Here is a 13,229-nt window from a genome sequence, read left to right on the forward strand (position 1 = left end):
AGGCGGCGCATCGGCAGCCAAGCGCCGGCAAGACAAGGCATCGCGAGCGTCGCGTGGCCATGCCACGTAAGCGAGCGATAACGCCGAATTGCCGGGGCTTGGCCGCCGACCCTCCGGGTTGCCCGCGTCGGACGCGCCATGCGGCGTTGCGGACCTTGACCGTGGCGGGCCACGCTCGGCGGCCCGCGCCTTGCCTGACACGCCCGATGCGGGCAATGCGACGTCATATCTCATGACGACACGCCCTAGCCCGCAGACCGCGTCGGCCCGTGCCTGCGGGTCGGCGCGATCGATTACGCCTGTCCCCACGCCAAGCACAAAAGTCTTTTACCCACCGGCCGTTCAGTGATAATTCGCATTCCACCGGCGTAACCCGGCGTGCAGCATGAGGGCTGACAGTTCCCAAAACAGTGAACGCCTCATGAAAGCACTCACCTGGCACGGTACCCATGACGTACGCGTGGACAACGTCGACGATCCGAAGATTCAGCAGGATCGCGACGCCATCATCAAGATCACCGCGACCGCGATCTGCGGCTCCGATCTGCATCTGTACAACGGCCTGATGGCCGGCATGCAGGCGGGCGACGTGCTCGGCCACGAATTCATGGGCGAGGTCGTGGAAACCGGCTCGGCCGTGAATAATCTCAAAAAGGGCGACCGCGTGGTCGTACCCTTCACCATTTCCTGCGGCGGCTGCTTTTTCTGCAACAAGCATCTGTATTCGCTGTGCGACAACTCCAATCCGAATGCCGATCAGGCCGCCGAGCTGATGGGCCATTCGCCGGCCGCGCTGTTCGGCTATTCGCATGTGCTCGGCGGCATCCCCGGCGGTCAGGCAGAGTACGTGCGCGTGCCCTATGCCGACGTCGGGCCGATCAAGGTCGAATCCGACCTGCGCGACGATCAGCTGCTGTTTCTGTCGGATATCTACCCGACCGGCTATCAGGCCGTCGATCAGTGCGATATGGAAGCCGGCGACACGGTCGCGATCTGGGGCTGCGGGCCGGTCGGCCAGTTCGCCATTCGCAGTGCCTGGATGATGGGCGCGGGCCGCGTGATCGCCATCGATCGCGTACCGGAGCGCCTGAAGCTGGCCCACGACAAAGCCGGCGCTGAAGTCATCAACTTCGAAGAAGAAGACGTCTACAGCAAGCTGCTCGACATGACCGGCGGGCGCGGCCCGGACTGCGGTATCGACTGTGTCGGCGCCGAAGCCCACGGCCAGGGCGATCCCGAAGCGATCCGGCGCAACGCGGATTCCACCGAAGACAATCATCCGCATGCGATCAATGAAATGATCATGTCGGTGCGCAAGGGCGGGCGGCTGTCGCTGCCGGGCGTCTATACCGACAAGGTGGACGGTTTCGCGATCAACGCGCTGATGAACAAGTCGCTATCGGTCAAGGGCGGCCAGACTCATATGCAGGGTTATCTCAAGGGCCTGCTCAATACCGTGGAACAGGGCCTGATCGACCCGTCGTTCATCATCACCCATCGCTACGGGCTGAACGACGCGCCCGAGGCCTATGCCAACTTCAATGCCAAGGAAGACGGCTGTATCAAGGTGGTCATGACGCCGTGATCAAGCACGCTTGAAAGCGCGACCGGCCCGCGGGCCAAACGAAAAAAGGGGCGATACATCGCCCCTTTTTCTTGTCTGCGAATAACGCCCACTAGCGCAGAATCAGCACCGGCAGCGTCGCGCGCCGGATCATCTCCGTGGTGGTACTGCCGACCAGCAGATGACGGATACGCGAGTGGCCATAGGCGCCCATGACCAGCATGTCGATAGCGTTGGCCTGTTCGTAGGCACGCAGGCTGGCCTCGACCTCGCCGTCGAGAATCGCAATGACGACCTCGGAACAGATACCGTCGAGAGCGGCCTTGGCATCGTCGAGCTTCTTGCGGCATTCGTCGCTGGCATCGCCTACATAGACCAGATGACAGACCACGCCCGCGAACAGCGGGCTGGCCGCGATACGCTCGATCATCGCCTTAGACGTGCGGCTGCCGTCGAAGGCGACGACGATCCGCTCGGGGGTTTTGAACTCGGGCGGCGTGATCAGCATCGGGCAATGCAGTGCACGAATCACCCGTTCGAGATTCGAGCCCAGATGTTCGTGCGCCGTATCCGCGGTTTCGCCGCGCTTGCCCAGCACCAGCAGGCGCGTGGCGCCTTCCAGTTCCACCAGGGTTTCGGCTAGCGCGCCGTGGCGCTGACGCGAAGCGGCATCGGCCACGCCGTCGGCCGCGGCCCGTTCGCAGGCGGCCTCGAGCATGATCCGGCCCTGCTCGCGCTCCAGACGGGCGCGTTGCTCGTCGAGTTGCGCCAGCTCGGACAGCAGATGCTCGCGCGAACCCAGGCCGATCTGACCACTTACATCGGACTCGGCCGCGCGGCCGGTCTTGTCGATGACGTGCACGAAGGTCAGCCCGATCTCCAGGCGCAGGCTCGCCCAGGCTGCGGCATCGCAGACGGCCTGCGAATAAGCCGAGCCATCGATACAGGCGGTGACGTGGCGCTCGCTCATGAAATCTCCTCGATTACTTGTCGTTTCTAATGACCGCCGAGCAGTTTCTCAGCGTCGGGCTTGTCGTGCACGGCGATGCGATCGACCAGCGTGGCGCTGGCTTCGTTGAGCCCCACCACATCCACTTCGGCGCCTTCACGGCGGAATTTGAGCACCACCTTGTCGAGCGCGCCCACTGCGGTGATATCCCAGAAATGCGCACGCCGCAGATCGATACGTACATGATCGAGCGCTTCCTTGAAGTCGAAGCCGGCCACGAATTTCTCGGCCGAGGTGAAAAACACCTGGCCCACCACTTCATATTCACGACCGCGCCCATCGTCGGTTTCGCGACTGCCGATATAGAGCAGCCGCCCCACCTTGTTGGCAAAGAACAGCGACGACAACAGCACGCCGACGAACACGCCGATGGCCAGGTTATGCGTGGCCACCACCACGGCAACGACCGTCACCATCACGATATTCGTACTCAGCGGGTGCTTGCGCATATCGCGCAGCGACTCCCAGCTGAAGGTGCCGATGGACACCATGATCATCACCGCCACCAGTGCGGCCATGGGAATACGCGACACCCAGTCGGACAGAAAGACCACCATGATCAGCAGCACCACACCGGCACACAGGGTCGACAAACGCGTGCGCCCGCCGGATTTGATGTTGATGACCGACTGGCCAATCATGCCGCAGCCGGCCATGCCGCCCAGCAGGCCGGCGCCGACGTTGGCGATGCCCTGGCCGCGGCATTCGCGGTTCTTGTCGCTGTTGGTATCGGTGAGATCGTCGACGATCGTGGCCGTCATCATCGACTCCATCAAACCAACCACGGTGAGCATGATCGAATACGGCAGGATGATCCAGAACGTGTCCATGGTCAGCGGTACGTCGGGCCACAGAAACACCGGCAGCGTATCCGGCAGTTCGCCCATATCGCCCACGGTGTTGATGCTCATGCCGCTGGTCATATAGACCCCGGTGAGCACCAGAATGCAGATCAGCGGCGACGGCAGCATGCGCCCGATCACCGGCACATAGGGAAACAGATAGATGATGCCCAGCCCGGCCGCGGTCATGGCATAGACATGCCAGGTCACGCCGGTGAGTTCCGGCAGCTGCGCCATGAAGATGAGAATGGCCAGCGCATTGACGAAGCCGGTGACCACCGATCGTGACACGAACCGCATCAACTCACCCAGCCGCAAAACGCCGGCCACAATCTGCAACACGCCGGTCAGCAGCGTGGCGGCGAGCAGATATTGCAGGCCGTGCTCGGCGACCAGCGTAGTCATCAGCAGCGCCATCGCGCCCGTGGCGGCCGAAATCATGCCCGGGCGCCCACCCGCAAAGGCAATGACCACACAGATACAGAAGGAGGCATAGAGCCCGACTTTCGGATCCACGCCGGCAATGATGGAAAACGCGATCGCTTCCGGAATCAACGCCAGTGCGACCACGGTACCGGCGAGCACATCGGCGCGGATATTGGAAAACCAGGTCTGTCGTATCGATTGGATCATCGGTTGTCGTGCCTGCTGGACGATACGTCGTGCCGCGGCCCCGGGGCGCACGGCACACGTAGCAATAGCGCCTGTTGTCACGGACGCTGGGTTATTCGGTTCACGGAGCAAGCGCCGGGCCAGAAACCGTATAAATCACGGCATGGCGGTCGCGAACGCGACGGGCGCGGCTGCGCTCGGTTCGGTTTCGGGCCGCCGTGTTACACCATCGGGTGTCAGGCAGGCCGGTCGAGCGCGCGCATACTAACAGAACATAAGCGACGGCGCGCGCCGCGTCGCGCTCGACACAGTATCGCTTGCCGGTATTACTTGCAGATGACGCGGCGGCGATCTGACATCAAAGCCCCGTAGCTGCGGGCGTCGACCTTGAAATGGATCGCATGCCAGTAAAGGCCGGCCCGATCGCCGGCGTTGTCTACATCGGCGAGCTGGTCGATCCACCGTCGCTGATGAACAACGGCTTCATCGACGCACGCAAGGCGTCGTCGATCGGCGTTGGCTTTCGGGTGTGACCATCGACGAGCACCATGGTGGTACGAGCGGTGACCAGCCGCGCGGGCCCGACCACAGCGGCGCCGGCCAGGGCAAAAGAACTGTTGCCGATCCGGTCGACACCACAAACCACCTGTACATCCGAACGCCCATGGTGCCAGCGGTGATAGCTCAGATCGACACTGGCAACCAGCATGCCCAGGGCGGGGTCGTTGCGAATCGGACGTAGCGTACCGGCGCGCGACTGTTCGATATAACGCGACAGCGCGAGTTCGCCGATGACCGCGTCCGGGTCGAGATCGGCATAGCGCCCGGATATCTCGCTGTGGGCCGGGTAGCCGGTCATTGGCACCTGCGCGGGCGGGTTCGGCGGCCAGTCGCTGACGGGTACATCCTCGGCCGCGAGATTGTGCGCGAGGGCCGCGTGCACATCCTCAGGCAGGTCCACCCAGCGATCGTCATGCCAGGCGCCCATCAGGCAGTCCTGTACGCCCACGCATTCGCCCCGCTGAAACAGCGCGGTGACCAGCCGATAGGTCTGATCCGTAACCGCGATCAGGCGCGCGCTGCAGGTCACATCGTGGGGATAGTGCGTTTCCCGCAGGAAATGGGTGATCGTGCGGCGCGGGCGCAACAGCACGCGATCGGAAAACAGATGCGCCTGGCCGAGCACGCCCAGCTGGTAGCGGATCCGCGCTTCGACATGCAGTCCGTGCACGGCCACGTTGTTGGCATGGCGGATGGTATCCAGGTGCGCATACTGCAGCGCCACGGTATGGCGCAAATCGTAGTGTTCGGGCTCGGTCTGCCAGGCGGGCATCTTCACGGTCATGTCCTTGCAACGGGTATCGATACGCCCACGGACCGTCGTCGAACGACGAACAGCCGGTCCACGGCGCGATCGCGATTATGCCCCGCACCGGGGCGGCATTTCATGGCGCGCCCGTCGCGGCGCCGCGATGCCGGCTCAATCGTGTGCGTGCGTCGGTCATGCGGCTGTATCACCCACGCCGCCCATGCAGGGCCACTTGCGCGCGACCTGGCTTTTGAATTCGGCGCGGGTCGGGACCAAGCGCTCGGCCAGTTCATCCGCGCACGGCGGTATGGCTGCGATCGCAGCAAGCGTATTACGCCACGTTTCCCGGCAGCGGGATAAAGGCCCTGCTCGCCGGTGGCCATCTTCGCTAGACTCGCAACGGCCAAGCAATAAGGAAAACGACATGACCACGCCGCAATTCTCGACCATCTCGCTGGAAATAGACGACGGTATCGCCACGCTGTGGCTGGACCGCCCCGATCGCATGAATGCCTTCACCCCGCAGATGAAGGACGAGATGATCGCGGCCTTCGATCACACCGACGCCAACGACGACGTACGTGCCGTCATCGTCACCGGGCGCGGCCGTGCCTTTTGTGCCGGCGCCGACCTGGCCAAGGGCGGCGACACCTTCGACTACGACAAACGCCAGGGCGAAGACCACCGGCGCGACGGCGGCGGTCAGGTGACCCTGCGGATCTATCGCAGCCTCAAGCCGGTCATCGGCGCGATCAACGGCGCGGCCGTGGGCATCGGCGCGACCATGCAGCTGCCCATGGATATCCGTATCGCGGCCGACAATGCCAAGTTCGGCTTCGTGTTCGCGCGGCGCGGCATCACCCTGGAGGCCGCATCCTCATGGTTTCTCACCCGCACCGTGGGTATGTCCACGGCGCTGGAGTGGTGCTATTCCGGCCGGGTCTTTCCGGCCAGCGAGGCCCACGAGCGCGGGCTGGTGCGCTCGCTGCACGCGCCCGAGGCGCTCTACGACGCCGCGGTGGCACTGGCCCACGAGCTCACCGACGAAAGCGCGCCGGTATCCATTGCCATGACCCGGCAACTGCTTTGGCGCATGCACGCGCAAGGCCATCCGATGGATGCACACCGTATCGACAGCCAGGCGATTCGCGCGCGTGGGCGCTCCGAGGATGCCAAGGAAGGCGTGTCGTCGTTTCTGGAAAAACGCCCTGCCCGTTTCCCCAACCGTGTATCCACCGATATGCCCGATTTCTTCGATTGGCAGCATGAGCCGCCGTTCGACGATTAATCCGGCCCCAGACAGCCAACCTCGGCCCGCTGTTTTCAATGCCATGAAAATATAAACGCTGGCGCCTGTATGTCGTTTATTTATCAATCACTTGTAAGCCACTGGCCGCAGCGAGCATGTCGCCACATGCTCGCGCTATTGCCCCAAAGGCCATCTATTTCTGGGCCGGGCTGATAAACAGTCCGCGTATCGATGATGCAGGCGTCCAAGGTGTGCTCAGTGCCCGCCGGGCGCGGTCTCGGCTGCTTGCGGGGTGGGCGCGTTCAACCGAAACATAAGCGGCACGACTACGGTCAACGAGTCAGTGGGATCGTCGCTCCAGGCGGGCGCGGGGCTGGCCAACTGCATCGCCGCCAACGCAGCGGCATCCAGACGCGAATCGCCACTGCTTTGCGCCAGCCCGGCCGCGATATGGCCATCGCCAGCGACCTCCAGGCGCACTCGCGCCGTACCTTCCACCCGCTCTTCAGCGGCCGTCGGCGGATAGCGCAGGGGAGATTGGCGCAGATGGGCGTACAGCGTTTGGTAGTAACGTTCGCGCTCGGTCTGCTCGTCAGCCGCCGCAGCGTCTGACGGTGTGCCCGGGTCGGCAGCGCGCACGTTCGCCTTATCTTGTTGCGCCGGCTCGCCGCGGCCCGGGCCGGCCAGGGCCTGCGTACTGATCAGCACCAACGCCAACAGCCATGTTTGTGTCCGGTATCGCATATCGTTCGGTTCCACGACCTGTGCGCAAAACATCCGAGGGCGGACGCCCTCGCGATGTATTCCGGTGGCCCTTCTACCAGATTTCAGACACATGCGCCGCACTGCGGAATCGATGACGGGCTTATACGTGCGGATACCGCCTACCCGACTGGCCGACATGTCGATGTCGCGATACAAACAGCCGCTGGGGAAGCTCTGCATAACCTCTCGCGGATCGCGTTCGAGTCCTCACAGACGGTGCGGCAAGGCGTCCAAGCGCAGCGCCTGCCCCAGGAAATCAACGAGGGGCAGGTCAAGCCTGGCAACGCGGCCGCGGCGTCTGTGAGGCCGAACCCCGCAGGGGCCGCCGGCTTTGCGCGCGCCTGGTCGGCGTCGAGGCATAACGCACCGTGCAACCCGCACGCTACGCCCACCGCTGCCTGCCAGCCACGCGCAAAGCACACCGGCGCGACCGTGACAGGTTATGCAGAGCTTCCCTAGCCGTGTCCCAGCCACAACGCCATGAGTTCGGCACGACTACGCACATTGAACTTGCGAAAGATATTGGTGAAGTAGTTATGTGTCGTATGCGGGCTTTGATCGATATCGTGGGCAATCGCCTTTTCGGCCCGGCCGGATAGCAATCGGCGCAACACGCGACGTTCGGTCGGCGTGAGCGGGGTTTTCGCGACGAGCTGGCCGTAGCTCAGATGCAATTGACGCGTGAACCAGGACAGGCTTCTCAGTGCATAGCTTGCGACGGCCAAGGCCTCATGATCGAAATCCGGCTCACCGTCGAGCCGGTCGAATATGAAAAAGCTCTCGACGTCTTCACTGACGGGCAAGACCACGAACAGCCGATCCACTATTCCCCGTGCTCGATAGTGCTTGTCGTAGTGGCGACCGTTAAAGAAGGCCGCCGACACATGATCCGCAAGCAGCGACGCTCGAAAGCGTCCCGCCTGGTGGACGTGATTACGCGTGCTCTCGTCAATCCGCCCCGCATCGAAGCACTTGACCGATTGCCGGTAGGCCGTCTGATCCGACGCCAGCTCGCCGTAGAAATGTATCGAGCGGGCACGCCAACCCAGTAGCGGATCATCCGCCGACGGCTCATGCATCCGCGACGACGACAGCCAGAACCCGTGCCGTGATCCGATCAGCGCACCCACCGTATCGAACAGATGCTGCAACCGCTCTTCCGGCTGCGAGGCCGGGATCGCGGCCAGCTCGTCCCATAACTCGTGGATACGGTCGCTTATCGACGGCGGAATATGTAGATCATTCCAGATCATCGATCCCCTCGTGTATCGATAGAGGAAAATCCGTGCGCTTCGCCGTTCTCATGCAATGAGCCCGGCGATCCGGCGCGCGGTCCCGCGTTGAGCCCTGGATGATTACAAACGCGACAGGTCGCGCGTCAGTCTCAAACCTCTCAATCCTCTCGAGGCATCGCAGGATGGCTGCGCTGAAAATACCGGCCTCACGGGCGGCATTTTGTGGCCTGCGCTTGGAAGGATGATGCGGCGCTTCAGGCCGCGTCGCTTGCGCGACGGTTCGGAATCGCTGCACGAGCGCGTCGAACACGTATTGTTTGTCTGTCGCAGGTTCGAACTTATCGATGAACCATATAAAAATACCGGCGCTGCGGCCGGCATTTTTATATGGTGCGCCCGGCAGGATTATTCGGCGCTTGCGCGCCTCACCCTTCGGGCCCGTCGCGTACCGCGACGGTTCGGGCTCGCTATGCGAGCCCGTCGAACCAGTATTGTTTGTCTGTCGCAGGTTCGAACTTATCGATGAACCATATAAAAATACCGGCGCTGCGGCCGGCATTTTTATATGGTGCGCCCGGCAGGATTCGAACCTGCGACCTTCGGCTTCGGAGGCCGACACTCTATCCAACTGAGCTACGGGCGCATCGGCGCCGCAAAGGATACGCACACGCTGGCGCTGCGTCTATCCTGCGATCAGGCACGTATCCGTGTAACGCGAAAAATCCGTTATACTGCGCGCAATTTCGCGCTCCGTTCGTTCACGCAAAACAAAGTTTGCCATGACCGCTAATTCCGACCAGACATTCTTTCGCGCTTTCACGATCGTACTCGGGGCGCTGTTTTTGATTACGATCGTGGCCATTGTCGGCGCTCGACTAATCACCAGCGCGAGCGACAGCGGCGAAATGCGCCCTGAACAGCTTGAGCGCGTGAAAAGCCGGACCGAACCGGTCTATGCGGTCAATACCGACCCGAACGCCACCTCCATGGCCGCCTCTTCCGGCGAAGACAGCGGCGAGCCGATGTCGGGCGAAGAAGTCTATGCCAACGTTTGCGCGGCCTGTCATGCTTCGGGCGTTGCGGGCGCACCCAAGGTTTCCGATACGGCGGAATGGACGAAACGCCTCGACGAACAGGGCAAGGACACACTCTATTCGCGCGCGATCAACGGCTACAAGGGCATGCCGGCCAAGGGCGGCAACCCGGACCTGTCCGAAGAGGAAATGCACAAGGCCGTGGATCACATCCTCAGCGAAGCCGGCGCGACCTAGACAATCGCCGCATTCTGCGCTCGTAAAAGCCGCCCCAGGGGCGGCTTTTTTATGCCTGACTGAGCGCGGGGAACGTACCGGCCACGCATTGAACCAGCGCGTCGAGATCGGCCACGACGCCTGACGCCGGTTCCCCGCTTTGCACACGCATGATCGCGCCATCGATCGCCAGCGCGATCTGGCGCGCTTTTGGCTGGGTGGCCGCATCCTTTTTATCCAGACAGTTCGTCACGGCCGCGATCATCTGCTGTTTGTGCATGCGCGCCACGCGCTTCACGCTCGCCAGCGCCCGACCATATTCGCCGACGCTGTTGAGAAAGGCACAGCCGCGAAAATCCGGATCGGCGAGCCATTCGGCGAGCGCGGGCGCGATCGCTGCCGGGGTCGCGCCGTGGCGGTCGAGCGCCTGTTCGAACCAATCCAGCCAGTACGCATGCCGGGCATCCAGAAAGGCCTCGACCAGCGCGTCCTTGCTGGCGAAGTGACGATAGAAGGTGACCTTGGTGACGCCCGCTTCGTCGATAAGCGCATTCGTGCCCGTGGCCCGAATACCGTCGCGATAAAACAGCCGCTGGGCGGCCTGCAGAATGCGTTCGCGCGCCGGCGCTTCGGGGTCGATCGATATCTCATGCATGGGCGTATTGTAGACAGGTCGGTCTACATGGGCCAGACTCACCGAAGTAGACAACTCTGTCCACATCCATTGGAGCGCATGCATGACCACCAAGCCACCCCTGCCGCCTTTCGATGAAACGTCCGCACGCCAGAAAGTACGGGCCGCCGAAGACGCCTGGAACAGCCGCGACCCGGATCGCGTCGTGCAGGCCTATACACCGGACAGTCGCTGGCGTAACCGTGTGGAGTTTCTGGCCGGGCGCGAGGCGATTCATGCCTTTCTCCAGCGCAAATGGAATCGCGAACTGGAATATCGTCTGATCAAGGAACTCTGGGCCTATGGCGCAGCGCGCATCGCGGTGCGCTTTGCCTATGAATATCGCGACGACACGGGCCAGTGGTATCGCGCCTACGGCAACGAAAACTGGCAGTTCGACGCCGCGGGGCTGATGCATACCCGGCTTGCCAGTATCAACGATTGTCCGATCCAACCGGATCAACGCCTGTTCTCATGGCCGCAGGGGCGTCGACCGGACGATCACCCGGGGCTCACCGAACTGGGTCTTTGAACGCTCACAAAAGCCCGTCCGATTACGTAGGCCTCAGCCGGCGGCGGCAGGCGCGCATCTTGTCCGCAAATGAACGCGAAGAAACGCGAATAAGGCAAAAGACAGATATCTCGAAGCGCCCAGGCGCGGCACTTCGAGCTTTGTGCCTGGCCGGGCGCGTTGTTCAGTCCGCGCTTTCGCTCAGCATCGCCTTGAGCGCGGCGAGCTGGCTGCGCCCGTGCTCGGCTTCGGCCTTGGGGTCGCGTTTTTTCGCCTGGGGCCAGTCGATTTCGTCCTTGGGCAGTTCTTCCAGAAACCGGCTGGGGGTGCTGTCGGTATTCTCGCCGCCGCGCCGGCGCTGGCGTGCATAACTCAACGACAATGTCTTGCGCGCACGGGTGATACCAACATAGAGCAGGCGTCGTTCTTCCTCGATCTTGTCTTCGTCCATACAGGCATGGTGCGGCAGCAGCCCTTCTTCCATGCCCACGAGAAAGACATGATCGAACTCCAGGCCCTTGGCGGCATGCAGCGTGAGCAGGTGCACCTGGTTTTCGATGTCTTTTTCGCTTTGATTGGCAAAGTCCATGAGACTCAGCCGACGTACGACTTCATCCAACCCGCGCGGCGTGCCGTCGCTGTTTTCTTCCATATGGCCAAGCCAGGCAAGAAACTCGTCGACGTTCTCCAGGCGCTTGCGCGCCGCCCGGGTATTGGCCGCGGTATCGCGTAGCCATTCACGATAGTCGATATCGGCAATCAACTGGACCACCAGTTCCTTGGCCGGCGTGGATTCACCGTCACGGGCCAGACCTTTCGCCCAGTCGACGAATTCGGCCAGCCGCCGGCCGGCGCGATCACCCACGCCGCCAGCCAGCCCCACGCCGCGTGCGGCATCGAACAGACTCAGGTGTCGGCTACCGGCATAGCGGGCCAGCGCTTCCAGCGTGGCGGGGCCGATTTCGCGCCGCGGCAGATTGACCACGCGTAGAAACGCCGCGTCGTCATCCGGGTTGACCAGCAGTTTGAGATAGGCGGCCAGGTCGCGAATCTCGCTGCGCTCGAAAAACGAACGCCCGCCCGAGACGCGATAGGGAATCTGGCGTTCACGCATGGCTTTTTCGAACGCGCGCGACTGGAAATTGCCGCGATAGAGCACGGCATAGTCGCCGAAGGCGTTGCCGGTACGCAGCCGATGCGAGGAGATTTCGCTGGCCACGCGATCGGCCTCGCCCGCCTCGTCGGCACAGGCCAGCACGCGAATACGATCGCCCGGGCCCATGGCGCTCCACAGATTCTTTTCGTAGACACGGGCGTTGGACGAAATCAGCGTATTCGCCGCCGACAGCACATTGCCCACCGAGCGATAGTTCTGTTCGAGCTTGATGACCTTGAGATGCGGGAAGTCGCGCGACAGATCGGCGATATTGCCCGGCCGCGCGCCGCGCCAGGCATAGATCGACTGGTCGTCGTCGCCGACCACGGTAAACGCCGCCCGCACCCCGGCGAGCAGGCGCATCAGTTCGTACTGGGCGGCGTTGGTGTCCTGATATTCGTCGACGAGCAGGTAACGAAACCGGTTCTGCCAGCGTTCGCGCGCGGCGGCGTCTTCGCGCAGCAGCTGCACCGGCAGGCTGAGCAGGTCGTCGAAATCCACCGCGTTATAGGCCTTGAGGCGGCGCTGATACTCCGCATAGGCCCGTGCGATTGCCTGTTCCGAGCCGGCCGCGCTCGCCGCCGCGGCGTCCGGGTCCATCAGCGCAGATTTCCAGGCGCTGATGGTAAAGCGCGCGGTCTTGCGCAGCTCGGCGTCCTTGCCGATGAGATCGGCCAGCAGCTTGTCGGCGTCTTCGGCGTCGAAGATGGAAAACCGCGGCTTGTAGCCGAGCGCGGCATGCTCGGTACGAATCATCTGCAGGCCGAGGCTGTGAAAGGTACTTACGGTCAGCCCACGCGCGGCGTCGTTGTCGATGAGCTTCGAGGCGCGCTGCTTCATCTCGCGCGCGGCCTTGTTGGTGAAGGTCACCGCCGCGATACGGTCGCCCGCATAACCGCGCGAGATCAGGTGCGCGATCTTGCGCGTGATCACACCGGTCTTGCCCGAGCCGGCGCCGGCCAGCACCAGCAACGGCCCGTCGAGATAACGGACCGCCGCGTCTTGCTGTGGATTGAGTTTCGGCATCGCCATGGCCGCGAGAGTCTAGCAGGTC

General features: G+C 62.9%; 11 protein-coding genes and 1 tRNA gene. 4 read left to right on the plus strand and 8 right to left on the minus strand.

Annotated elements, in window-relative coordinates:
* Positions 1-421 precede the first annotated feature (421 nt).
* Positions 422-1,585: a zinc-dependent alcohol dehydrogenase gene (locus tag S4A8_RS05635; protein ID WP_293623406.1), complete on the plus strand. Its 1,164-nt coding sequence runs from the start codon at positions 422-424 to the stop codon at positions 1,583-1,585.
* Positions 1,586-1,676: 91 nt separating this feature from the next.
* Here the strand turns inward: S4A8_RS05635 and S4A8_RS05640 are convergent, their stop codons facing one another.
* The 3 genes from S4A8_RS05640 to S4A8_RS05650 all read right to left on the minus strand — a co-directional run bounded on the left by S4A8_RS05640 (position 1,677) and on the right by S4A8_RS05650 (position 5,366).
* The gene (locus S4A8_RS05640; protein ID WP_353219394.1) at positions 1,677-2,534 is read right to left on the minus strand and encodes a universal stress protein; all 858 of its coding nucleotides are present in this window, start codon (positions 2,532-2,534) and stop codon (positions 1,677-1,679) included.
* A 26-nt stretch (positions 2,535-2,560) separates the two neighbouring features.
* Positions 2,561-4,048: a SulP family inorganic anion transporter gene (locus S4A8_RS05645; protein WP_353179034.1), complete on the minus strand. Its 1,488-nt coding sequence runs from the start codon at positions 4,046-4,048 to the stop codon at positions 2,561-2,563.
* Between the two features lie 415 nt (positions 4,049-4,463).
* Positions 4,464-5,366 carry an acyl-CoA thioesterase gene (locus tag S4A8_RS05650; protein WP_353219395.1) on the minus strand — a complete coding sequence of 301 codons (903 nt, stop codon included), beginning with the start codon at positions 5,364-5,366 and terminating at the stop codon, positions 4,464-4,466.
* 394 nt (positions 5,367-5,760) lie between these two features.
* Between S4A8_RS05650 and S4A8_RS05655 the strand changes: the two genes are divergently transcribed.
* Positions 5,761-6,624: a crotonase/enoyl-CoA hydratase family protein gene (locus S4A8_RS05655; protein WP_353219396.1), complete on the plus strand. Its 864-nt coding sequence runs from the start codon at positions 5,761-5,763 to the stop codon at positions 6,622-6,624.
* Between the two features lie 216 nt (positions 6,625-6,840).
* On the opposite strand, the gene S4A8_RS05660 is transcribed toward S4A8_RS05655, so the two are convergent.
* The 3 genes from S4A8_RS05660 to S4A8_RS05670 form a co-directional block, all read right to left on the minus strand.
* Complete coding sequence (locus S4A8_RS05660; RefSeq protein WP_353179038.1) at positions 6,841-7,329, minus strand: energy transducer TonB family protein; 489 nt, start codon at positions 7,327-7,329, stop codon at positions 6,841-6,843.
* Between the two features lie 476 nt (positions 7,330-7,805).
* Positions 7,806-8,603 carry a helix-turn-helix transcriptional regulator gene (locus S4A8_RS05665; RefSeq protein ID WP_353219397.1) on the minus strand — a complete coding sequence of 266 codons (798 nt, stop codon included), beginning with the start codon at positions 8,601-8,603 and terminating at the stop codon, positions 7,806-7,808.
* A gap of 548 nt (positions 8,604-9,151) precedes the next feature.
* Positions 9,152-9,228 (minus strand) — tRNA-Arg (locus S4A8_RS05670).
* A 136-nt stretch (positions 9,229-9,364) separates the two neighbouring features.
* Between S4A8_RS05670 and S4A8_RS05675 the strand changes: the two genes are divergently transcribed.
* Positions 9,365-9,856, plus strand: a complete 492-nt coding sequence (locus S4A8_RS05675) for a c-type cytochrome (protein ID WP_353179041.1) — start codon at positions 9,365-9,367, stop codon at positions 9,854-9,856.
* Between the two features lie 49 nt (positions 9,857-9,905).
* On the opposite strand, the gene S4A8_RS05680 is transcribed toward S4A8_RS05675, so the two are convergent.
* Entirely contained in the window at positions 9,906-10,574 is a 669-nt protein-coding gene (locus tag S4A8_RS05680; RefSeq protein ID WP_353219398.1) for a TetR/AcrR family transcriptional regulator, read from the minus strand.
* On the opposite strand from S4A8_RS05680, the gene S4A8_RS05685 reads away from it, so the two are divergent.
* The gene (locus S4A8_RS05685; RefSeq protein WP_353219399.1) at positions 10,573-11,040 is read left to right on the plus strand and encodes a nuclear transport factor 2 family protein; all 468 of its coding nucleotides are present in this window, start codon (positions 10,573-10,575) and stop codon (positions 11,038-11,040) included. The genes S4A8_RS05680 and S4A8_RS05685 overlap by 2 nt on opposite strands.
* Positions 11,041-11,203: 163 nt before the next feature.
* On the opposite strand, the gene S4A8_RS05690 is transcribed toward S4A8_RS05685, so the two are convergent.
* Positions 11,204-13,207 carry a UvrD-helicase domain-containing protein gene (locus S4A8_RS05690; protein ID WP_353219400.1) on the minus strand — a complete coding sequence of 668 codons (2,004 nt, stop codon included), beginning with the start codon at positions 13,205-13,207 and terminating at the stop codon, positions 11,204-11,206.
* Positions 13,208-13,229: the final 22 nt, after the last annotated feature.

Origin of the sequence: Salinisphaera sp. S4-8, assembly GCF_040361235.1 — a bacterium.
Taxonomy (GTDB): Bacteria; Pseudomonadota; Gammaproteobacteria; order Nevskiales; family Salinisphaeraceae; genus Salinisphaera.

Coding starts and splice junctions, on each gene's coding strand:
- S4A8_RS05655 (WP_353219396.1), top strand. CDS start 5,761: ATGACCACGCCGCAATTCTCGACCATCTCGCTGGAAATAGACGACGGT.
- S4A8_RS05665 (WP_353219397.1), bottom strand. CDS start 8,603: ATGATCTGGAATGATCTACATATTCCGCCGTCGATAAGCGACCGTATC.
- S4A8_RS05690 (WP_353219400.1), bottom strand. CDS start 13,207: ATGGCGATGCCGAAACTCAATCCACAGCAAGACGCGGCGGTCCGTTAT.
- S4A8_RS05660 (WP_353179038.1), bottom strand. CDS start 7,329: ATGCGATACCGGACACAAACATGGCTGTTGGCGTTGGTGCTGATCAGT.
- S4A8_RS05635 (WP_293623406.1), top strand. CDS start 422: ATGAAAGCACTCACCTGGCACGGTACCCATGACGTACGCGTGGACAAC.
- S4A8_RS05640 (WP_353219394.1), bottom strand. CDS start 2,534: ATGAGCGAGCGCCACGTCACCGCCTGTATCGATGGCTCGGCTTATTCG.
- S4A8_RS05645 (WP_353179034.1), bottom strand. CDS start 4,048: ATGATCCAATCGATACGACAGACCTGGTTTTCCAATATCCGCGCCGAT.
- S4A8_RS05675 (WP_353179041.1), top strand. CDS start 9,365: ATGACCGCTAATTCCGACCAGACATTCTTTCGCGCTTTCACGATCGTA.
- S4A8_RS05685 (WP_353219399.1), top strand. CDS start 10,573: ATGACCACCAAGCCACCCCTGCCGCCTTTCGATGAAACGTCCGCACGC.
- S4A8_RS05680 (WP_353219398.1), bottom strand. CDS start 10,574: ATGCATGCGCTCCAATGGATGTGGACAGAGTTGTCTACTTCGGTGAGT.